21 protein-coding genes are annotated in these 20,366 nt (G+C 69.6%); 15 read left to right on the forward strand and 6 right to left on the reverse strand.

All coding sequences use genetic code 11. The features are described from left to right. Nucleotides 1–127 precede the first annotated feature (127 nt). From ABZ441_RS00750 to ABZ441_RS00795, 10 genes are all read left to right on the forward strand, one after another. A complete protein-coding gene (locus ABZ441_RS00750) occupies nt 128–565 on the forward strand; it encodes a hypothetical protein (protein WP_031091489.1) in 438 nt (145 codons plus the stop codon). Between the two features lie 222 nt (nt 566–787). Further along, nucleotides 788–1,603 carry a F0F1 ATP synthase subunit A gene (atpB, locus tag ABZ441_RS00755; RefSeq protein WP_358966316.1) on the forward strand — a complete coding sequence of 272 codons (816 nt, stop codon included), beginning with the start codon at nt 788–790 and terminating at the stop codon, nt 1,601–1,603. 75 nt (nt 1,604–1,678) lie between these two features. Then, on the forward strand, nt 1,679–1,924 hold the full coding sequence (atpE, locus tag ABZ441_RS00760) for an ATP synthase F0 subunit C (protein ID WP_014048348.1): 246 nt from the start codon (nt 1,679–1,681) through the stop codon (nt 1,922–1,924). A 41-nt stretch (nt 1,925–1,965) separates the two neighbouring features. Next, nucleotides 1,966–2,511 carry a F0F1 ATP synthase subunit B gene (locus ABZ441_RS00765; RefSeq protein ID WP_358966320.1) on the forward strand — a complete coding sequence of 182 codons (546 nt, stop codon included), beginning with the start codon at nt 1,966–1,968 and terminating at the stop codon, nt 2,509–2,511. Further along, nucleotides 2,508–3,323, forward strand: coding sequence for a F0F1 ATP synthase subunit delta (locus ABZ441_RS00770; RefSeq protein WP_358966323.1), 816 nt, complete (start codon nt 2,508–2,510; stop codon nt 3,321–3,323). The genes ABZ441_RS00765 and ABZ441_RS00770 overlap by 4 nt, the downstream gene beginning before the upstream one ends. A gap of 147 nt (nt 3,324–3,470) precedes the next feature. After that, the gene (atpA, locus tag ABZ441_RS00775) at nt 3,471–5,042 is read left to right on the forward strand and encodes a F0F1 ATP synthase subunit alpha (RefSeq protein ID WP_358966325.1); all 1,572 of its coding nucleotides are present in this window, start codon (nt 3,471–3,473) and stop codon (nt 5,040–5,042) included. Between the two features lie 3 nt (nt 5,043–5,045). Further along, nucleotides 5,046–5,963, forward strand: a complete 918-nt coding sequence (locus ABZ441_RS00780; RefSeq protein ID WP_031091494.1) for a F0F1 ATP synthase subunit gamma — start codon at nt 5,046–5,048, stop codon at nt 5,961–5,963. Further along, entirely contained in the window at nt 5,963–7,405 is a 1,443-nt protein-coding gene (atpD, locus tag ABZ441_RS00785; protein WP_356530883.1) for a F0F1 ATP synthase subunit beta, read from the forward strand. Before ABZ441_RS00780 ends, atpD begins: the two co-directional genes overlap by 1 nt. Nucleotides 7,406–7,514: 109 nt before the next feature. Beyond that, nucleotides 7,515–7,889, forward strand: a complete 375-nt coding sequence (locus ABZ441_RS00790) for a F0F1 ATP synthase subunit epsilon (protein WP_014154046.1) — start codon at nt 7,515–7,517, stop codon at nt 7,887–7,889. A 142-nt stretch (nt 7,890–8,031) separates the two neighbouring features. Continuing rightward, the gene (locus ABZ441_RS00795; RefSeq protein ID WP_358966328.1) at nt 8,032–8,478 is read left to right on the forward strand and encodes a DUF2550 domain-containing protein; all 447 of its coding nucleotides are present in this window, start codon (nt 8,032–8,034) and stop codon (nt 8,476–8,478) included. A gap of 90 nt (nt 8,479–8,568) precedes the next feature. On the opposite strand, the gene ABZ441_RS00800 is transcribed toward ABZ441_RS00795, so the two are convergent. From ABZ441_RS00800 to ABZ441_RS00810, 3 genes are all read right to left on the reverse strand, one after another. Further along, nucleotides 8,569–10,449 (reverse strand): glycoside hydrolase family 18 chitinase, encoded by a 1,881-nt coding sequence (locus ABZ441_RS00800; protein ID WP_358966330.1) that lies wholly within the window; start codon nt 10,447–10,449, stop codon nt 8,569–8,571. Nucleotides 10,450–10,617: 168 nt separating this feature from the next. After that, on the reverse strand, nt 10,618–11,268 hold the full coding sequence (locus ABZ441_RS00805) for a response regulator transcription factor (protein ID WP_358966759.1): 651 nt from the start codon (nt 11,266–11,268) through the stop codon (nt 10,618–10,620). Next, nucleotides 11,265–12,461: a histidine kinase gene (locus ABZ441_RS00810; protein WP_358966333.1), complete on the reverse strand. Its 1,197-nt coding sequence runs from the start codon at nt 12,459–12,461 to the stop codon at nt 11,265–11,267. The genes ABZ441_RS00805 and ABZ441_RS00810 overlap by 4 nt, the downstream gene beginning before the upstream one ends. Before the next feature lie 151 nt (nt 12,462–12,612). On the opposite strand from ABZ441_RS00810, the gene ABZ441_RS00815 reads away from it, so the two are divergent. Further along, nucleotides 12,613–13,170, forward strand: coding sequence for a hypothetical protein (locus ABZ441_RS00815; protein WP_358966336.1), 558 nt, complete (start codon nt 12,613–12,615; stop codon nt 13,168–13,170). Here the strand turns inward: ABZ441_RS00815 and ABZ441_RS00820 are convergent, their stop codons facing one another. From ABZ441_RS00820 to ABZ441_RS00830, 3 genes are read right to left on the reverse strand one after another with little or no spacing between them, the layout of a single operon-like run. Continuing rightward, a complete protein-coding gene (locus ABZ441_RS00820) occupies nt 13,171–13,743 on the reverse strand; it encodes a cob(I)yrinic acid a,c-diamide adenosyltransferase (protein ID WP_358966339.1) in 573 nt (190 codons plus the stop codon). Nucleotides 13,744–13,756: 13 nt separating this feature from the next. Then, nucleotides 13,757–14,506 carry an ABC transporter permease gene (locus tag ABZ441_RS00825; RefSeq protein WP_358966342.1) on the reverse strand — a complete coding sequence of 250 codons (750 nt, stop codon included), beginning with the start codon at nt 14,504–14,506 and terminating at the stop codon, nt 13,757–13,759. Between the two features lie 7 nt (nt 14,507–14,513). Then, entirely contained in the window at nt 14,514–15,296 is a 783-nt protein-coding gene (locus ABZ441_RS00830) for an ATP-binding cassette domain-containing protein (protein WP_358966345.1), read from the reverse strand. Nucleotides 15,297–15,378: 82 nt separating this feature from the next. On the opposite strand from ABZ441_RS00830, the gene ABZ441_RS00835 reads away from it, so the two are divergent. From ABZ441_RS00835 to ABZ441_RS00850, 4 genes are all read left to right on the forward strand, one after another. Further along, entirely contained in the window at nt 15,379–16,020 is a 642-nt protein-coding gene (locus tag ABZ441_RS00835) for a helix-turn-helix domain-containing protein (protein WP_358966348.1), read from the forward strand. A 127-nt stretch (nt 16,021–16,147) separates the two neighbouring features. After that, the gene (locus ABZ441_RS00840; protein ID WP_358966351.1) at nt 16,148–16,996 is read left to right on the forward strand and encodes a 3-hydroxyacyl-CoA dehydrogenase family protein; all 849 of its coding nucleotides are present in this window, start codon (nt 16,148–16,150) and stop codon (nt 16,994–16,996) included. 243 nt (nt 16,997–17,239) lie between these two features. Further along, nucleotides 17,240–17,563 carry an STAS domain-containing protein gene (locus tag ABZ441_RS00845; RefSeq protein WP_205022373.1) on the forward strand — a complete coding sequence of 108 codons (324 nt, stop codon included), beginning with the start codon at nt 17,240–17,242 and terminating at the stop codon, nt 17,561–17,563. A 278-nt stretch (nt 17,564–17,841) separates the two neighbouring features. Next, nucleotides 17,842–20,307, forward strand: a complete 2,466-nt coding sequence (locus ABZ441_RS00850) for an ATP-binding protein (RefSeq protein ID WP_358966354.1) — start codon at nt 17,842–17,844, stop codon at nt 20,305–20,307. Nucleotides 20,308–20,366: the final 59 nt, after the last annotated feature.

The following is a 20,366-nucleotide window of genomic DNA, read 5'->3' on the forward strand; positions in this document are numbered from 1 at the left end:
CGAAGCCCGGTGAGGAGGCCGAAGGACCTGAGTAGCACGGTCCTCCGGCCGGAAGTAACGACTCGGACCGGGCCTACGCTCGTCCCTGACGACCACTGACCACCCCCTGCCACGCGGAGTAACCGCCATGCCGTCCAACGACGCCCGGACTCTCCTCCACACCGCCGTGCCCACTGCCGCCGCCGGTGTTGTCGCCGTCGCCGTCAGTGCTGCGCTCGCCGGCGGCAAGGGAGCGATCGGTGCGGCGGTCGGAACGCTGGTGGTGATCCTCTTCATGGGGATCGGACTCGGCGTTCTGCAGCGCACGGCGAAGTCCATGCCGCATCTGTTCCAGGCCATGGGTCTGGTGCTCTACACGACCGAACTGCTGTTGCTCTTCGTCTTCGTCGCCGCGTTCCAGAACACGACACTGTTCAACCCGAGGGCTTTCGCGGCCTCGTTGATGGCCGCGACGCTCGTGTGGGTCGCGGCGCAGATCCGTGTCCACATGAAGACCAAGATCCTTTACGTCGAACCGGACTCGTCCGCGGGCAAGACGCCCGAGAACATGGGGTCTTCGACGTGAGGGGTAGGGCCGGGATAAGCGCGCGTTCGAGAGCCTGCTATCGTCCGGTGCCAACTGCGGCACTGCGGGCGCGGGCATCAAATTCGGCGCCTGCTCCATCGCGAGGCGTAACGCCTGAGCCGCCCCCCATCCGTAACACCAGTCCAGTGCCGACCAGCGGCTCCTTGCCGCGCCGACACAACGAGGTTGCCGTACCTATGCGCCACGCTGAAGGAGCCCGCGGTGAGTGCTGACCCGACGACGGTGCTCGCCTTCGAGACCGACTGCCACATCTTCGACGGATGCGGCTTCCCGGCTCCTGGCCTGCACTCCTTTCTCTTCGAGCCGATGGCCACCGTCGGCGGCATCGAGATCAACAAGCCGATGCTGCTGGCGGTCCTGAGCACCGTCGTCGTCGTCGGCTTCTTCTGGGCCGCTTTCAACAAGCCGAAGCTGGTGCCCGGAAAGCTCCAGATGGTCGCCGAGGCGGGATACGACTTCATCCGCACCGGCGTGGTCTACGAGACGCTCGGCAAGCGCGAGGGCAAGAAGTACGTGCCCCTCATGGTCTCGCTGTTCTTCTTCATCTGGATCATGAACCTCTGGGCGATCATTCCGCTCGCCCAGTTCCCGGTGGTCTCGGTCATCGGATTCCCGGTGGCGCTGGCCGCGATCGTGTATGTCCTCTGGGTCAGCCTGACCTTCAAGCGGCACGGCTTCGTCGGCGGCTGGAAGAACATCTCCGGCTACGACCCGTCGATCGGCCCGGCTCTTCCCTTCGTCATGCTCATCGAGATCATGTCGAACCTGCTGATCCGGCCGTTCACCCACGCTGTGCGACTCTTCGCCAACATGTTCGCCGGTCACGTGCTGCTGCTGATCTTCACGATCGCCAGCTGGTACCTGCTGAACGGCATCGGCATCGCCTACGCGGGTGTCTCGTTCCTGATGGCCATCCTGATGACTGCCTTCGAGCTGTTCATCCAGGCGCTGCAGGCCTACGTCTTCGTCCTTCTGGCCTGCAACTACATTCAGGGTGCTCTCGCCAAGGAGCACTGAGCGCCCGAGCACCACCCCCCGATAGTCGTCCGGTGGCCAACCCCCACCGGTTCTGAAAGAGAAGGAAGAAACGGCATGTCCGCTCTTGAGACCCTCGCCGCCGTCAACATCACGGGCAACCTCGGTTCCATCGGCTACGGCCTCGCCGCGATCGGCCCCGGCGTCGGCGTCGGCATCATCTTCGGTAACGGCACCCAGGCGCTGGCCCGCCAGCCCGAGGCTGCCGGCCTGATCCGCTCGAACCAGATCCTCGGCTTCGTGCTTTGTGAGGCACTCGCCCTGATCGGTCTCGTCATGCCCTTCGTCTACCCGGTCGACTAATCGCGGCATTCCGACCGCCCGAAGCGACGAAAGGCATTGATGTGAACGCCCTACAGCTGGCGTCCGAGGGAGAGCTTCAGAACCCGCTGCTCCCGGCGGTACCTGAGATCGTCATCGGCCTCATCGCCTTCGCCATCGTCTTCGGTTTCCTCGCCAAGAAGCTCCTCCCGAACATCGAGAAGGTTCTGGAAGAGCGCCGCGAGGCCATCGAAGGCGGTATCGAGAAGGCCGACGCGGCCCAGACCGAGGCCCAGAGCGTTCTTGAGCAGTACAAGGCTCAGCTCGCCGAGGCCCGCCACGAGGCCGCCCGTCTGCGCCAGGAGGCGCAGGAGCAGGGTGCCGTCATCATCCAGGAGATGAGGGCGGAAGGTCAGCGGCAGCGCGAGGAGATCATCGCGGCCGGCCACACCCAGATCGAGGCCGACCGCAAGGCCGCGGCGTCCGCGCTGCGTCAGGACGTGGGCAGTCTCGCCACCGCCCTGGCCGGCAAGCTCGTCGGTGAGTCCCTCGAGGACCACGCACGGCAGAGCGGCACCGTCGACCGGTTCCTCGACGAGCTCGAGGCGAAGGCCGAGGCCGTCCGATGAACGGAGCGAGCCGCGAGGCGCTGGCCTCCGCACGCGAGCGTCTCGACGCGCTGACCGACTCCACGTCGGTCGACGCGGCGAAGCTCGCCGAGGAGCTGGCAGCCGTCACCGCGCTGCTCCACCGCGAGGTGTCGCTGCGCCGGGTCCTCACCGATCCGTCGCAGGGCGGCGAGGCCAAGGCCGAGCTGGCCGGACGACTGCTGAGGGGACAGGTGGGCGGCGAAGCCGTGGACCTGGTCTCCGGCATGGTCCGGTCCCGCTGGTCGCAATCGCGTGACCTGGTCGACTCGGTGGAGGAGCTGGCGAACACCGCAGACCTCACCGCGGCCCAGCGCGCGGGTGTGCTCGACGACGTCGAGGACGAGCTGTTCCGGTTCGGCCGGATCGTCGGCTCCGACGTGGCACTGCGCTCGGCCCTCACCGACAAGGCGGCTCCGGCCACCGCCAAGGGCGGGCTGCTCCGCGGCCTGCTCGGCGGCAAGGCCCAGCCGGTCACCGAGCGCGTGATCACGCGCCTCGTGACGCAGCCCCGAGGACGTAGCCTGGAGGCGGGACTCGACTCCCTGTCCAGGCTCGCCGCGGAGCGCCGGGACCGCATGGTCGCCGTCGTCACCTCGGCGGTGCCGCTGTCCGACCACCAGAAGCAGCGCCTCGGCGCCGCACTGGCGAAGATCTACGGCCGTCAGATGCACCTGAACCTGGACGTGGACCCCGAGGTCCTCGGCGGAATCTCGGTGCGCGTCGGTGACGAGGTCATCAACGGCACGATCGCGGAGCGCCTCGAAGAGGTCACCCGCAGGATGGCCGGCTGACAGCGCGCAGCGCCCACACCGCACCAACTGAACGAGCAAGAATTGCGGCCCGGTTGGGCCGTGCAGAAATTGCAGAAGATTCCTGGGGGTCGCCCCCAGACCCCCTTAAGAAACTTCGGGCCCAACAAGGAGAGCAGGGAACCCCAGATGGCGGAGCTTACGATCCGGCCGGAGGAGATCCGGGACGCACTGGATAACTTTGTCCAGTCGTACCAGCCGGACGCGGCCTCGCGCGAGGAGGTCGGAACGGTCAGCGTTGCCGGCGACGGCATCGCGAAGGTGGAGGGTCTGCCCTCCGCCATGGCGAACGAGCTGCTGAAGTTCGAGGACGGAACCCTCGGTCTCGCCCTCAACCTCGAGGAGCGCGAGATCGGTGCGATCGTCCTCGGCGAGTTCAGCGGAATCGAGGAGGGCCAGCCGGTGCAGCGCACCGGTGAGGTGCTCTCCGTCGGCGTCGGCGAGGGTTACCTCGGCCGCGTCGTCGACCCGCTCGGCAACCCGATCGACGGTCTCGGCGAGATCGCGACCGAAGGCCGTCGCGCCCTCGAGCTGCAGGCCCCTGGCGTCATGGTCCGCAAGTCGGTGCACGAGCCGATGCAGACCGGCTACAAGGCCGTCGACGCCATGGTGCCGATCGGCCGCGGCCAGCGTCAGCTGATCATCGGCGACCGTCAGACGGGTAAGACCGCTCTGGCCGTCGACACGATCATCAACCAGCGCGACAACTGGCGCTCGGGCGACGTGAACAAGCAGGTGCGCTGCATCTACGTCGCCATCGGTCAGAAGGGCTCCACCATCGCCTCCGTGCGCGGTGCCCTCGAAGAGGCCGGCGCGCTCGAGTACACGACCATCGTCGCCGCCCCGGCGTCCGACCCGGCCGGCTTCAAGTACCTGGCGCCGTACACCGGTTCGGCCATCGGCCAGCACTGGATGTACGACGGCAAGCACGTCCTCATCATCTTCGACGACCTCTCGAAGCAGGCCGACGCCTACCGCGCCGTGTCGCTTCTGCTGCGCCGTCCGCCGGGCCGCGAGGCCTACCCGGGCGACGTCTTCTACCTGCACTCGCGTCTGCTGGAGCGCTGCGCCAAGCTCTCCGACGAGATGGGCGCGGGTTCGATGACGGGTCTCCCGATCGTCGAGACCAAGGCGAACGACGTGTCGGCGTTCATCCCGACCAACGTCATCTCCATCACCGACGGCCAGTGCTTCCTGGAGTCCGACCTGTTCAACGCGGGTCAGCGTCCGGCACTCAACGTCGGTATCTCGGTCTCCAGAGTCGGTGGTTCCGCCCAGCACAAGGCCATGCGCCAGGTGTCCGGCCGCCTCCGTGTGGACCTCGCCCAGTACCGCGAGCTGGAGGCGTTCGCCGCCTTCGGTTCCGACCTGGACGCGGCCTCCAAGGCTTCGCTGGAGCGCGGTAAGCGCATGGTCGAGCTGCTGAAGCAGCCGCAGTACGCCCCGTTCCCGGTCGAGGAGCAGGTCGTCTCCGTCTGGGCCGGCACCACCGGCAAGATGGACGACGTCCCGGTCGAGGACATCCGCCGCTTCGAGACCGAGCTGCTGGAGTACCTGCGCCGTGAGCGCAAGGACCTCCTGACCAGCATCGCCGAGGGCGCGAAGATGTCCGACGACACGCTGCAGTCGATCGCCGACGCGATCGCCGCCTTCAAGCAGCAGTTCGAGACCTCGGACGGCAAGCTCCTGGGCGAGGGCTGATCGATGGGCGCTCAGCTTCGCGTTTACAAGCGCCGCATCCAAGCCGTCACCGCGACCAAGAAGATCACCAAGGCGATGGAGATGATCGCCGCCTCGCGCATCGTCAAGGCGCAGCGCAAGGTGGCGGCGTCGATGCCGTACGCGACCGAGCTCACCCGTGCGGTGACCGCGGTGGCGACCGGCTCGAACACCAACCATCCGCTCACCACCGAGGCCGAGTCCCCGGCCCGGGCCGCGGTCCTGCTCCTCACGAGCGACCGCGGTCTGGCCGGCGGCTACTCCTCCAACGCCATCAAGGCGGCGGAGCGGCTGAGGGAGCGGCTGGCAGCCGAGGGCAAGGAGGTCGACACGTACATCGTCGGCCGTAAGGGTGTCGCTTACTACGGCTTCCGCGAGCGCAAGGTCGCGGAGTCGTGGACCGGCTTCACCGACAGCCCCGAGTACTCGGACGCCAAGAAGATCGCCGAGCCCCTCATCGCGTCCATCCAGAAGGACACGGCCGAGGGCGGCGTCGACGAACTGCACATCGTCTTCACGGAGTTCGTGTCGATGATGACGCAGAACGCGGTCGACGGCCGGATGCTGCCGCTGTCGCTCGACGAGGTCACGGAGGAGAGCACCGAGAAGGGCGAGATCCTTCCGCTGTTCGACTTCGAGCCGTCGGCGGAGGACGTCCTCGACGCTCTTCTGCCGCGCTACGTCGAGAGCCGTATCTACAACGCACTGCTGCAGGCCGCCGCTTCCGAGCACGCCGCCCGCCGCCGTGCGATGAAGTCGGCGACCGACAACGCCGGGGACCTGATCAAGAGCCTCTCCCGGCTTGCCAACGCGGCCCGCCAGGCCGAAATCACCCAGGAAATCAGCGAGATCGTCGGCGGTGCAGGTGCGCTGGCCGACGCGTCCGCGGGGAGTGACAAGTAATGACGACGACAGTTGAGACGGCCGCTGCCACGGGCCGCGTCGCCCGGGTCATCGGCCCGGTCGTCGACGTGGAGTTCCCCGTCGACGCGATGCCGGAGATCTACAACGCCCTGCACATCGAGGTCGACGACCCGGCCGAGGCCGGCGCTCGTAAGACGCTGACCCTCGAGGTCGCCCAGCACCTGGGTGACGGCATGGTCCGCGCGATCTCGATGCAGCCCACCGACGGTGTGGTCCGCCAGGCCCCGGTGACCAACACGGGCACGGGTATCACCGTCCCGGTCGGTGACATCACCAAGGGCAAGGTGTTCAACACCCTCGGCCAGATCCTGAACGAGCCGGAGGCCGAGGCGCAGATCACCGAGCGCTGGCCGATCCACCGCAAGGCCCCGGCCTTCGACCAGCTCGAGTCCAAGACCGAGATGTTCGAGACCGGCCTGAAGGTCGTCGACCTGCTGACCCCGTACGTCAAGGGCGGCAAGATCGGTCTGTTCGGTGGTGCGGGCGTCGGCAAGACGGTCCTCATCCAGGAAATGATCATGCGTGTGGCGAAGCTGCACGACGGTGTGTCGGTGTTCGCCGGTGTCGGCGAGCGCACCCGTGAGGGCAACGACCTCATCGACGAGATGACCGACTCGGGCGTCCTGGAGAAGACCGCGCTGGTCTTCGGCCAGATGGACGAGCCGCCGGGCACCCGTCTGCGGGTCGCGCTGTCCGCCCTGACCATGGCGGAGTACTTCCGCGATGTGCAGAAGCAGGACGTGCTGCTCTTCATCGACAACATCTTCCGCTTCACGCAGGCCGGTTCCGAGGTCTCCACGCTGCTCGGCCGTATGCCGTCCGCAGTGGGTTACCAGCCGACCCTGGCCGACGAGATGGGTGTGCTCCAGGAGCGCATCACCTCGACGCGTGGTCACTCGATCACCTCGATGCAGGCGATCTACGTCCCCGCGGACGACCTGACCGACCCGGCCCCGGCCACCACGTTCGCCCACCTCGACGCGACGACGGTTCTCTCCCGTCCGATCTCCGAGAAGGGCATCTACCCGGCCGTGGACCCGCTGGACTCCACGTCCCGCATCCTGGACCCGCGCTACATCGCGCAGGACCACTACGACACGGCCAGCCGTGTCAAGGGGATCCTGCAGAAGTACAAGGACCTCCAGGACATCATCGCGATCCTCGGTATCGACGAGCTGGGCGAGGAGGACAAGCTCGTTGTCCACCGTGCCCGTCGCGTCGAGCGCTTCCTGTCGCAGAACACCCACGCCGCCAAGCAGTTCACCGGCCTGGACGGTTCGGACGTCCCGCTCGACGAGTCGATCGCCGCGTTCAACGCGATCTGTGACGGGGAGTACGACCACTTCCCCGAGCAGGCGTTCTTCATGTGCGGTGGCATCGAGGACCTCAAGGCCAACGCCAAGGAGCTCGGCGTCTCCTGAGCCTCCGGCTCACCGAGGGGGGTGGGTGTGTCCCGCCCCCCTCACCACGCCCCGTAGAATCGAACCGACACCCGGCACGACCGCCGGGTGGTGACCCGAGGAGCCACCCTTGGCTGCTGAGCTGCATGTCGAGCTGGTCGCCGCGGACCGCAGTGTCTGGTCCGGCGAGGCCACCCTCGTTGTCGCACGTACCACGTCCGGCGACATCGGCGTCATGCCCGGTCACCAGCCGCTCCTGGGTGTGCTGGAATCGGGCCCCGTGACGATCCGTACGAGCGACGGCGGGACGGTTGTCGCCGCTGTGCACGGCGGTTTCATCTCGTTCGCGGACAACAAGCTCTCGCTGCTCGCTGAGATCGCCGAGCTTGCTGACGAGATCGACGTCCAGCGTGCCGAGCGCGCGCTGGAGCGTGCGAAGTCCGACACGGACGCCGGTGCGGAGCGCCGCGCGGACGTGCGACTGCGTGCGGTGGCGGCGCACTGAGCGTCCCCACGAGGAGTTTTTGACTCAGCCGCGGCCCGAGCTGGAGAGATCCAGACCGTGTCGCGGCTGAGGCGATGCAGGTGCAGTCCGGTTCGGCTCGGTTCGGTATCCGTTACTCGACGATGCGAGGAGGTCGGTGGAGATGGTCCTCGCTTTGTGGGTGGGCGGTCTGGTCGTCGTACTGGTCGCGGTGGGTCTGTTCGTCTTCGGCCTCCGCAGGCGGCTGATCCAGCGTTCCGGCGGAACCTTCGACTGCAGCCTGCGCTGGGACGTGTCCGAGCAGCCCGATCCTTCCGGCAAGGGCTGGGTGTACGGGGTCGCCCGCTACAGCGGTGACCGCGTCGACTGGTTCCGGGTCTTCTCCTACTCGCCCCGTCCCCGTCGCGGTCTGGAGCGCTCCGCCATCGAGGTCGTCGCCCGCCGGCTGCCCGAGGGCGAGGAGGAGCTGGCGCTCCTGTCCGATTCCGTCGTGCTCGGCTGTCTCCACCGGGGGACGCGCCTGGAGCTGGCGATGAGCGAGGACGCCCTGACCGGTTTCCTCGCCTGGCTGGAGGCGGCGCCGCCCGGCCAGAGGGTCAACGTGGCCTGAGAAAGGCCCGCAGAGCATGCGAAAACCGGGGAGACAGGGGGCGGACCTGTCTCCCCGGCGCTTTTGCGGGGGTGTGACTGCCTCGTGGCGTTAGTTGAGGCCGCTGTCCATCGCGCTCACGAGCTCACCGTTCGCGGTGTCTCCGCTGAACTCCCAGAAGAACGCACCGCCCAGCCCCTGGCCGTTCGCCCAGGCCATCTTGGACTTGATCGTCGCCGGGGTGTCGTAGCTCCACCAGTTGGTGCCGCAGTGGGCGTACGCGGTGCCGGCGACCGTGCCGGTGGCGGGGCAGCTGTTCTTGAGGACCTTGTAGTCCTCGATGCCCGCCTCGTACGTTCCCTGGGCCGCCCCGGTCGCGGTGCCGCCCGGTGCCGCCTGGGTGACGCCGGTCCAGCCGCGCCCGTAGAAGCCGATGCCGAGCAGCAGCTTCTTCGCCGGGACGCCCTTGGCCTTCAGCTTGGCGATGGCCGCGGCGGAGTTGAAGCCCTCCTTCGGCACGCCGCTGTACGAGGTCAGCGGGGAGTGCGGAGCCGTCGGGCCCTTGGCGTCCCAGGCACCGAAGAAGTCGTACGTCATCACGTTGTACCAGTCGAAGTACGTCGAGGCGCCCGCGTAGTCCGCGGCGTCGATCTTGCCGCCGTCGGTGCCGTCCGCGGTGATCGCGGCCGTGACCAGGTTGTTCGTCCCGAACTTGGTGCGCAGCGCCGAGGAGAGGTTCTTCAGCGCTGCGGGACCGCTGGTGTCACAGGTGAGACCGCAGGCGTTCGGGTACTCCCAGTCGATGTCGATGCCGTCGAAGACGTCGGCCCAGCGGGGGTCCTCGACCAGGTCGTAGCAGGACTGGGCGAACGCGGCGGGGTTCCGCGCCGCGGCACCGAAGCCGCCGGACCAGGTCCAGCCGCCGAACGACCAGATGACCTTGATGTTCGGGTACTTCGCCTTGAGCTTGCGCAGCTGGTTGAAGTTGCCGCGCAGCGGCTGGTCCCAGGTGTCGGCGACACCGTCGACCGACTGGTCCGCGGTGTAGGCCTTGTCGTAGTCGGCGTAGGCGTCACCGATGGTGCACTTGCCGCCCTGGACGTTGCCGAACGCGTAGTTGATGTGCGTGATCTTCGCGGCGGAACCCGACGTCACCAGGTTCTTGACGTGGTAGTTGCGTCCGTAGACGCCCCACTCGGTGAAGTATCCGAGGTTGACCTTGCCACCGGGCCCGGGGCCCGGGTCGGTGGTGCCGGTGGTGCGGACCGCCACCGAGGCGCTGACCGGACCGGTCTGGTCGGCTGTGTCCCGGGCCCGCACGGTGTACGAGTAGTCGGTGCCCTTGGTGAGGCCCGTGTCGGTGTACGTCGTGGTGGTGACCGTCGCGACCTTGGCGCCGTCGCGCAGGACGTCGTAGTTCTTGACGCCCTTGTCGTCCGTGGCGGCGGACCAGCTGATCTTCGCCGAGGTGTCCGTCACGCCGCTCGCGGTCGGGGTTCCGGGCTTGGACGGCGGGTTGTCGCCCGGGACGCTGCCACCGTCACAGGAGGCGCCGTTCAGCTTGCAGCCGGCGGGGGAGCCGGAGCCGGTGCCGTTGAAGCCGAAACTGATGCTGGCGCCGGGGGCGACCGTACCGTTCCAGCCGAGGTTCTTGGCGGTCCAGTGGGTTCCGGAGCTGGTGACGGAAGCGTCCCAGGCGGAGCCGACCGCGGTGCCGGAGGGGAAGTCCCACTCGATCGTCCAGGAGGAGAGTGCCGTGGTGCCGGTGTTCTTCACCGTCCACTGGCCCTCGAAGCCGGTACCCCAGTCGGACTTCTTGACGTAGGTGGCCGTGGCCGAGGTGGCGGCCTCGGCGGGGGAGGCCAGGCCGACCATCGCGGCCAGGGGAAGCAGCAGTGCGGTGAGGCCCGCGACCGCCTTGGACCTGGTGGCTGTGCCTGCGCCGCGTCTCCATCTGAGTCGGGTGAGGCGTACGGGGTTGTCAGTGCTCAACGGTGCTCCTCGGGTGAGGTCCGGCAAACGGGGATGATCCGTAACCTGCGAACCCTGCGTCGCCCTGAGCTCGCCTTGTCATGGCGTACTCACCGCAGCGTGTCCGGTGAGATTAGGAAGGTCTGGACCAATCGTCAAGAGGTCCAGACCAAAGTTCCCCGCCGGTGATCAGATGCCCAACTCCTGGGCAAGCACCGCCGCTTGGACCCGGTTGCGCAGTTCCAGCTTCCCGAGCAGCCTGCTGACGTGCGTCTTCACCGTCGCCTCGGCCATCGAGAGGCGCCCGGCGATCTCCGCGTTCGACAGCCCCTCGCCGAGGCAGCCCAGCACCTCCCGCTCCCGGCGCGTCAGCGCGTCGAGCGCGTCCGGAGCCGGCCCGGCCGCCCTGCGGGCGGAGGTGGCCCCGGCGAACTCCTGGATCAGCCGTCGCGTCACGGCCGGGGCGATCGAACCCTCGCCGCGCGCCACCGTGCGGACGGCGTCGAGCAGGTCCTTCGCGTCGGTGTTCTTCAGGAGGAAGCCCGAGGCACCCGCGCGCAGGGCGCCGAAGACGTACTCGTCCAGGTCGAAGGTGGTCAGCACCAGCACGTCCGCCAGCCGTTCCCCCACGACCTGCCGCGTCGCGGACACCCCGTCGAGCCGGGGCATCTGTACGTCCATCAGCACCAGATCCGGGCGCAGTTCACGGGCCAGACGCACGGCGGCCTCACCGTCCGCGGCCTCGCCCACCACCTCGATGTCCGGGGCGCTCCCCAGAATCAGCACCAGCCCCGCGCGTACGGCCGACTGGTCCTCCGCGACCAGTACCCGGATGGTCATCCCCGCCATGTCCCTTCCTCGACGGGCAGTTCGGCCCGCACCAGCCAGATCTTCCCGCCTTCGGCCCCGGGCTCCGGCCCCGCGCCGATCATCCCGCCCAGCAGCGCCACCCGTTCCCGCATCCCCACGAGTCCGGCCCCCGAACCGGGCGCCCGAGGGCCAGGCCGGTCGCCGAACACACTGCTCACCTCCACCGTGAGCACCCCCCGCGACCGCTCCAGCCGAACCGTCACCGGGCCGGGCGCCGCATGCTTCAGCGCGTTGGTCAGCGACTCCTGGACGATGCGGTACGCCGCCAGCTCCACCGGCGCCGGCAGCGGCACGGACTCCTCGCGGCCGTCCTCCAGGGTGACGGTGAGCCCGCTGGACGCGGAGTTCGCGCCGGCCTGTCCGACGAGAGCGTCCAGGGAGGCCAGCGTCGGTGCCGCGCCAGGAGGTCCGTCCGCTCCGCTCTCCCGCAGCAGGCCGATCAGCCGGCGCATCTCGGCCAGCCCGTCGACGCTGTTCTGCCGGATCACCCCGAGGGCGTTGCGGGAGGTGACCGGTTCGTCGATGGAGAGCGCGGCGGTGGAGTGGATGGCGATCGCGGAGAGGTGGTTGGCGACCATGTCGTGCAGCTCGCGGGCCATCCGGGACCGCTCGGCGGTCACCGCCTGGGCCCGGTCCGTCTCGGCCAGCAGTGCGGTCTGATCGGCGCGCAGCCGGGCGGCCTCGGCGGCGTCCCGGTGGTTGCGCACGGCGGCCCCGGTGAGGGCCGGCCCGAAGGAGACCATGCCGACGACGATCCCGAGGAGTACGGCGTCCGCGGACGGGACCCAGGCGATGAAGCCGACCGTCGTGGCGACCGTGACCAGCAGCGTGATGACCGGGATACGGCGCGACGCGGCGGGCGGGCCGTACAGCACGGCCGCGTACACGAGGTCGGTGAACATCAGCAGGGTGGCCAGACTGCCCACGGTGAACTGATCCGCCACCAGGGCGAGCGTGCCGACAACCAGAGCGGTCCGAGGAGAGCTGCGCCGCAGCAGTTCGAGGGCCGACATCAGCACGAGCGGCAGCAGGGACACCCAGGGGGAGTCGAAGAGCCGGCCGTTCTGGATGTGGATGCCGATCAGCCACAGGACCACACCGCCGGACAGCCCGCTGACCGAGAGCAGGACGTCGTCGCGATGCGGGCGCACAGGGGAGAACACCCTCCCATCCAACACGTCGGCGTGCGCCGGCACGTCAGTACTCGGGGTGAGCCCCGGCTACATCGAAGGATGCAGTCACGTCTCGTCACTGCCGACGACGACCCGGCCCCGGACGGAGGGGAGCCTGGAGGGGACCGGAAGGAGAAGGACCGTGATCGTCACACTGATCGTGCTCTGCGAGGTCGGCTTCTGGATCCTGCTGGCCGCCGGACTCGCGCTGCGCTACGTCGCCAGGAAGCCCCGGCTGGGTGCGGCCGTGCTGCTGTGCGAGCCCCTGCTGGAGGTCGTCCTGCTGGTGGTGACGGCCATCGACCTGAAGAACGGCGCCGAGCCGGGCGTGAGGCACGGCCTGGCCGCCGTCTACATCGGCTTCACGGTGGGACTCGGCCACTCCACCATCAAGTGGGTCGACGCCAGGGTCGCCCACCGCTTCGCGGGCGGCCCGCCGCCGGTGAGGCCGCCGAAGTACGGGATGGCCCGGGCCGCCCACGAGTGGCGCACCGCCGCGCGCTGGATCGTGGCCGCGGTGACGGCCATCGCCCTGCTCCAGGCCGCGGTCTGGTACGTCGGCGGGGACGGCGACACCGGCTCGCTGCAGATGTGGCAGCAGAAGATGCTCTGGGTGATCGGGATCAACCTGGTCATCGCCGGCGGCTACACGCTCTTCCCCAAGCAGGAGCCCAGGGACCGGGCCGGGGCGGGCCGCTGATCAGCGTTCGCCGCCCGGCACCCACAGCACGTCGCCGACCTCCTTGTTCGCCGTCCTGGCGAGGATGAACAGGAGGTCGGAGAGGCGGTTCAGATACGTCGCCGTCAGCGCGTTCATCACCTCCCCGTGCACCTCCAGCGCCGCCCAGGTGGACCGCTCCGCACGGCGGACGACCGTGCAGGCCTGGTGCAGCAGCGCCGCCCCCGGAGTACCGCCCGGAAGGATGAAGCTGCGGAGCTTCTCCAGCTCCTCCAGGAAGGTGTCGCAGTCCGCCTCCAGCTTGTCGACGTAGGACTGCTCCACCCGCAGCGGCGGGTACTCCGGGTCCTCGACCACCGGCGTGGACAGGTCCGCGCCCACGTCGAAGAGGTCGTTCTGCACACGGACGAGGACCTTCACGACGTCCTCGGAGAGGTTCCCGAGAGCGACGGCCGTACCGATCACGGCGTTGGCCTCGTTGGCGTCGGCGTAGGCGGAGATCCGCAGATCGGTCTTGGCGGTCCGGCTCATGTCGCCGAGGGCGGTGGTGCCCTTGTCGCCGGTGCGGGTGTAGATGCGCGTCAGATTGACCATGGGGCCAGCGTAGTTACGCCCCGGCCCGGCGGAACACGCGCGTGCCGACCGTCACAGCCAGAAGGGCGAAACCGAGGGCCACCAGTACCCCGTACAGCATGTGCGCCGTCGCGTACGAGCCGACGTACGCGTCCCGCACCGCGTCCACGAGGTAGCGGAACGGCGTGAAGTGCGACAGGACGTCCAGCCATGCCGGGCCGAGCGTCATCGGCAGCATCAGGCCGGAGAGCAGCATGGCCGGCATGGTGAGCGAGTTGATCACCGGTCCGAACTCCTGCGGTGTGCGCACCCTCATGGCCAGGGCGTACGACAGCGAAGCCAGTGAGACCGCCAGCAGGCCCACGAACGCGAAGCCGATGAGTACCCCGGGCAGCGGCGCGCGCAGCCCCATGGCCAGCGCGGCGAGCACCAGCAGCACGGCCTGGAACATGAACAGCAGGGCGTCCCGCAGGACCCGCCCCAGCAGGAGCGCGAGGCGGCTGACGGGGGTCGCGCGCATGCGCTCCACGACCCCCGTCGACTTCTCGATGATGATCGCGAACCCGGCGAACGAGGCGCCGAAAAGGCCCAGTTGCAGCAGCAGTCCGGGCACCAGGACCTGCCAGGAGTCACCGGTGGAGCCGAGTGGGAGGCCCGTGAGGAGCGGGCCGAAGAAGAGCAGGTAGAGCAGCGGCATCAGGATCCCGAAGAAGATCTGGAACCGGGACCGCAGGGTCTGCCGGACGTACCGGCCGAAGATCAGTGAGGTGTCGTGGAGAAGCATGGGGGTCCTATACGGCGACGGGGGAGGCATCGGCGGCGGCCGGGCTGCGGCCGGTGATCGCGAGGAAGGTGTCGTGGAGCGAGGCGTCGGGTGAGCCGGCGTGCTCCGTCTTGAGCGCGGCGGGAGCGCCCTCGGCGACGACCAGGCCCTTGTCGATGACGACCAGCCGGTCCGCGAGGGCGTCCGCCTCGTCGAGGTAGTGGGTGGTGAGCACGACCGTCGTGCCGAATTCGTCCCGCAGCCCCCGGACCAGGTCCCACAGGCCCTCCCGGCTGCCCGGGTCGAGCCCGGTGGTCGGCTCGTCGAGGAAGAGCAGGGGCGGGCGGTGGGTGAGACCCATCGCGATGTCGAGGCGGCGGCGCTGGCCGCCGGACAGCGCGGACGTCCTGCGGTCCAGCAGGTCGCCGAGGCCGAGGCGCGCGGCCAGTTCGGCCGTGCGCGCGATGGCGTCGGCCCTGCTCAGCCGGTAGAGCCGCCCTTGGGTGACCAGTTCCTCCCGCACGGTGACGTGCGGGTCCACCCCACCGGACTGGGCGACGTAACCGCACTTCTCGCGCACCCCCGCCGGATCGGAGATCAGGTCGTGCCCGGCGACGGTCGCCGCGCCGCCGGTGGGGGCGAGCAGCGTGGTGAGCATCCGCAGTGTGGTGGTCTTGCCCGCGCCGTTGGGGCCGAGCAGGCCGACGATCTCGGCGGGAGCGACGGTCAGGTCGACCGAGCGCACGGCGTGCACCGGTCCCGTCTTCGTCGTGAAGGTCCGGGCGAGCCCGGACGTGCTGATGATTGGCATAGCGACTACAAAAACAGAGCGACTTAAAAATTGCAATGTCTCCAAAAATTCAGGGACCCCACGAGGTCCGTAGGATGGGCCCATGACCGAGGGACTGCGGGAGCGGAAGAAGCGCCGGACGAGGCAGCACCTCTCCGACGTGGCCACCGGACTCTTCGTGGAGCGGGGCTTCGACGCGGTGACCATCGCCGAGATCGCCCGGGCCGCCGACGTCTCGGTGAACACCGTGTACAACTACTTTCCGGCCAAGGAGGACCTCTTCCTGGACCGCAGCAAGGGTGTGATCGACCGGCTCTCGCGCTACGTCCGTGGCCGCGACGCGGGGGAGTCCGCCGCTGACGCCGTCCTGCGCGAACTCCGGATCCAGGTGGAGGGTGTCTCACCCGCTGTCGGCCTCATGGACGGGTACGCGCGCTTCATGCGGGTCATCGAGGGGGCCGACGGACTCAAGGCCCGTCTCTGGCACATCGGGCAGGAGGTGCAGCTCAACCTGGAGGCGACCGTGCGGGAGGAGTCCGGGGCCGGCCCCGGTGACCCCGTGCCGGACCTGGTGGCCGGTCAGCTCTCCTGGGTTCACAGCACCCTCATGGCGTACATCGGCCGGGAGATGGTCGCGGGCCGCGCCCCGGCCGAGGTCTCGCGCGACGCGCTCGTCCTGCTCGACGACATGGAGGACCTCCTCGGCGAGAAGGTCCTCAACTACGCGCGGCGCGCCGCCGCGTGACGGCGACCGGTGTGATGTCCGTCATGTGAGACGTGACGCGCATCTCTTCGCGGCCTCACGGCCCCTCACGGGTACTAACCTCCGCCGGAGAGCATGTGAACAACCGAGATGCATAGGGGTGCGAATCGTGGCCAGGAAGCTTGCCGTCATCGGCGCCGGACTCATGGGGTCCGGTATCGCGCAGGTCTCCGCCCAGGCGGGCTGGGACGTCGTGCTGCGGGATGTCACCGACGAGGCCCTGGCCCGCGGGCGCGGCGGCATCGAGGCCAGTTACGGCAAGTTCGTCGCCAAGGGCAAGCTGGAGGCAGCCGACGCGGAGGCCGCGCTCGCGCGGATCACCACGACCACCGACCTCGACGCCGTGGCCGACGCGGACGTCGTCGTCGAGGCCGTCTTCGAGAAGCTCGAGGTCAAGCACGAGATCTTCCGTACCCTCGACAAGGTCGTACGGGAGGACGCCGTCCTCGCCTCCAACACCTCCGCCATCCCGATCACCAAGATCGCGGCCGTGACGGAGCACCCGGAGCGGGTCGTCGGCGTCCACTTCTTCTCGCCGGTCCCGATGATGCAGCTCTGCGAGCTGGTGCGCGGCCACAAGACGAGCGACGAGACCCTGGCCACCGCAAGGGAGTTCGCCGAGTCCGTGGGCAAGACCTGCATCGTCGTCAACCGCGACGTCGCGGGCTTCGTCACCACCCGGCTGATCTCGGCGCTGGTCGTCGAGGCGGCCAAGCTGTACGAGTCGGGCGTCGCCTCGGCCGAGGACATCGACACCGCATGCAAGCTGGGCTTCGGCCACGCGATGGGGCCCCTCGCCACGGCCGACATGACCGGCGTGGACATCCTCCTGCACGCCACGGGCAACATCTACACCGAGTCCCAGGACGAGAAGTTCGCCGCTCCGGAGCTGATGCGCCGGATGGTCGATGCAGGTGACATCGGGCGCAAGAGCGGGCAGGGCTTCTACACCTACTGATCACGACCGGGTCCCCGGCTGTCTGATGTGCCGTCAATCAGGCCCGGGAGACCCGGATCCGGCGCCGTCCGGCACACGGATCCAGCGGGTGACGCCGGACCCGTTTCACCCCTCGGGGTGAATTCGGTATCGGTTCGCTTACAGACGGCAACTTCTCTGTCGCCACCGCAGTCAGTGGTGGCAGAGGCAGAAAGAGAAAATTCAGACAGAGACCTTGCTGCGGAGTACTTCCGGGGAGCGCATATGCATATCAGGGGCGACCACGCCGAGCTGGCCGTCGGGGGCCGCCTCGATGTCCGAAGCGCGGCGGACGCCCGTACGGTCCTGCATTCGGCCGTCGACGACGGGGCGGGCGATCTCGTGCTGAACCTGACCGAGCTCGACTCGTGGGACGCCACCGGACTCGGCGTCATCATGGGCGCGCACCGCAGAGCCGGCCGGGCCGGCCGGCGGCTGGTGCTGCGCGGCGTGCCGCCGCAGATGCAGCGCCTGCTGGTGGCGACGAGGCTCCACAGGATCCTCGCGATCGAGGGCGGCCTCGCCGCGGAATCACTGCCGCGCGTCTGAGCGTGTCCACGAATCCCCCGGGCCTCCCGCCCGGAAGGACCGGGATGTTCGACGGTGGGAGGTGCGGGTACGGGTGATACACGCACAATCCTCACGAGAACGTGATGTCAGGGACGGCGCGGCCCCCCGCTGGATCGTAGATACTGTGCGAAGGTTTAGGGTTCGGCCGTCTGCCGATCGACGAGAACCCCCCTGGCGGACACCGGACCGGGAGCGACAGCGGGGCGTGCGAGGCCGGAGGGGGCAACCGCGCGCTGCGCGTCTGGGGGACTGAGACGATGAACCCGACCAACCGGGGACCGGAAGAGTACGGCGACGACCGTTCCGGTGGCGACGGCGCGCCGCGACGTCCGTCCCGTGACCCGCTGACCCCCGACTTCGGGCACCAGACGCCCCAGCAGTCGCGCACGGTGCAGCTGGTATCGGGCGACTTCCTGCTCACGGTCAATCCGGTCGACGGCAGCGAGATCGAGCCCTGCCGCCCGGGGGAGCGGCCCGACGCGCCCGTACGGCGCGCCGCCGCACAGCGTGTGGACCGCGAGCGTGCCGCCGCGCCGCCCGTCCCGCCGGGCCCGCCCTCGCCTCAGACGCCTCTCCTCGAACGCCGTGACGAGCGCGAGCGGTTGGTGCGGCTGCTCGCCCGCGGCCGCTCCGTCTGCCTCACCGGTGCGCCGGGTTCCGGCCGCACGGCGCTCCTGGACGCCGTCGCCGCCGACTGCGCGGACCTGGCGCCCGACGGGGTCGTACGGCTCTCCGGGCACAGGCGGACCGCCGGTGACCTGCTCCACGGGCTGTTCGAGGCCGTGTACAGCGCCCCGCTGTACCGCCCCGACCGCGAAGGGCTCGTCGCGCTCGTCCACGGCATCGGTGCCGTCGTCGTCGTCGACGACCTGGAGTTCGGCGGCGCCGCGCTCCAGGAGCTGCTCGACGCGACCCCGGAGTGCGCGTTCCTCTTCGCCACGGCCCCCGACGCCGCAGTACCGCCGGCCGACGTGAACCTCGAAGAGGTCGTCCTCTCCGGACTCGGACGCAGCGCCTCGATCGAGCTCATGGAGCACGTCGTGGAGCGCGCGCTCACCGACGAGGAGGCGAACTGGGCGGGAGACCTCTGGTTCGAGTCCGAGGGACTTCCGCTGCGCTTCGTCCAGGCCGGAGCCCTCCTGCGACGCCGCGACGGCCTGCGCACCGACCAGGACGCGTCCGACGGCTACGACGACGACCCGGCCGACGCACCCTTCGGCCGGGCCGAACCGGCCCACCCCCCGCTGCCCAGCCTCGGTGAGGGTGCGGCACCGGCCGCCCTGCTCGCCTCCCGGCTGAGCGAGGCCGCCCGGGAGACCCTGCGCTTCGCCGTCGCGCTCGGCGGTGAGGTGCCGCACCAGGCCCATCTGCCCGCTCTGGTGGGGGACACCCACGCCGACGCCGCACTGGGCGAGCTGGCGGTCAGCGGTCTTCTCTCCCCGGCCGGACCGCGCTACCGGCTGGCCGCCGGGGTCCTGGCGCAGCTGGAGGCGAGCGGCTACGGCGAGAGCGCGGAGGACTACGCCCGCAGCGCCGCCCAGCACTTCGCCTGGTGGGCGGCGCACCCGTCCGTCACCCCGGAACGCGCGGTCGCCGAGGCGGACGCCATCCTCGCCTCGATCGCCCGGCTCGTCCCCGCAGAGGCGCCGGGACAGGCCAGTGTCGCCGTCCTGCTGGCCCGCAGCGCCGCCCCGGCCTTCGCTGCCGGGATGCAGTGGGGCGCCTGGGAGAAGGCCCTCAGGGCGGGCCAGGAGGCCGCGCGGATCGCCGGTGAGGTGGCGGAAGAGGCGTACTTCCACCATGAGTTGGGCGTCCTCGCGCTCTGCACCGGGCTGCTGGACCGTGCCAGGGCCGAACTGGAGGCGTCCATCGGCATGCGTGGGGCGCTCGCCGACAAACCCGGTGCGGTGGCCGGGCGCCGCGCGCTCGCCCTCGTCGCGGACCGCTCGGGCGAACCGGTGCACAGCATCTCCGCGGGCGAGGAGGTGCCGGACGCGCGTCACGACGAGTCGGCCTCCCCCTCAGGCGGCGCCCCGGCGGCCAAGCCGCTCTTCCCCCGGGTGACCGATACGTCCGGGACCCTGATCACCCGTCAGGACCCGCCCCGCCCCGGCGCACCCTCCGGGCGTGCGGGAGTGCTCCTCGGCGCACGGCGCAATCTCGTCGCGGTGGGCGCGGGCGCGCTGCTGGCGGCGGTGCTCGGCACCGTGGTGACGCTCGGTGCCACCTCGGGGAGCGAGGACCAGGAGGGGCAGAGCGTCACGACCGAGCAGTCGGCGAACGAGGACGACGGAGAGAGCGGCGTCTCCGCGGACGAACCGGCCGACGACTCCGTCACGGGCGAAGGCACGGCCGGCGGCGGTTCCTCGTCCCCCGGCCCGTCCGGCGCCGCCACCCCGTCCACCAGCGCGACCCCGTCCCCGGACACCACCGGCCCCGGCACGAGCCCGGGAACGGGCGACTCGTCGAGCGACAGCCCCAGTGACTCCCCGACGCAGGGCAGTCCGTCGCCCACGAAGAAGCCGACGAAGACGCCGACCACGTCGCCCAGCGAGTCCGAGACCCCCAGCGAGTCCCCGACCGACCCCGAGCCCCCGTCGCCCACTCCGTCGGAGTCGGAGACGACCACGGACCCGTCCACGTCCGACTCCGCGAGCGGGCCGGCCGAGACCGTCACCGCGTCGACGACGCAGGACGGATCCGGTACTCCGACGACCGCCTGAGAACGGAGAACGCCGTGCGGGCCCGGAGTCCGGGCCCGCACGGCGTCACCGGGGCGACA

The organism is Streptomyces sp. NPDC005752, from assembly GCF_040630715.1.
GTDB lineage: Bacteria > Actinomycetota > Actinomycetes > Streptomycetales > Streptomycetaceae > Streptomyces.

Coding starts and splice junctions, on each gene's coding strand:
- ABZ441_RS00750 (WP_031091489.1), top strand. CDS start 128: ATGCCGTCCAACGACGCCCGGACTCTCCTCCACACCGCCGTGCCCACT.
- atpE (WP_014048348.1), top strand. CDS start 1,679: ATGTCCGCTCTTGAGACCCTCGCCGCCGTCAACATCACGGGCAACCTC.
- ABZ441_RS00770 (WP_358966323.1), top strand. CDS start 2,508: ATGAACGGAGCGAGCCGCGAGGCGCTGGCCTCCGCACGCGAGCGTCTC.
- atpA (WP_358966325.1), top strand. CDS start 3,471: ATGGCGGAGCTTACGATCCGGCCGGAGGAGATCCGGGACGCACTGGAT.
- ABZ441_RS00780 (WP_031091494.1), top strand. CDS start 5,046: ATGGGCGCTCAGCTTCGCGTTTACAAGCGCCGCATCCAAGCCGTCACC.
- atpD (WP_356530883.1), top strand. CDS start 5,963: ATGACGACGACAGTTGAGACGGCCGCTGCCACGGGCCGCGTCGCCCGG.
- ABZ441_RS00795 (WP_358966328.1), top strand. CDS start 8,032: ATGGTCCTCGCTTTGTGGGTGGGCGGTCTGGTCGTCGTACTGGTCGCG.
- ABZ441_RS00805 (WP_358966759.1), bottom strand. CDS start 11,268: ATGACCATCCGGGTACTGGTCGCGGAGGACCAGTCGGCCGTACGCGCG.
- ABZ441_RS00820 (WP_358966339.1), bottom strand. CDS start 13,743: ATGGTCAATCTGACGCGCATCTACACCCGCACCGGCGACAAGGGCACC.
- ABZ441_RS00825 (WP_358966342.1), bottom strand. CDS start 14,506: ATGCTTCTCCACGACACCTCACTGATCTTCGGCCGGTACGTCCGGCAG.
- ABZ441_RS00830 (WP_358966345.1), bottom strand. CDS start 15,296: ATGCCAATCATCAGCACGTCCGGGCTCGCCCGGACCTTCACGACGAAG.
- ABZ441_RS00835 (WP_358966348.1), top strand. CDS start 15,379: ATGACCGAGGGACTGCGGGAGCGGAAGAAGCGCCGGACGAGGCAGCAC.
- ABZ441_RS00845 (WP_205022373.1), top strand. CDS start 17,240: ATGCATATCAGGGGCGACCACGCCGAGCTGGCCGTCGGGGGCCGCCTC.
- ABZ441_RS00850 (WP_358966354.1), top strand. CDS start 17,842: ATGAACCCGACCAACCGGGGACCGGAAGAGTACGGCGACGACCGTTCC.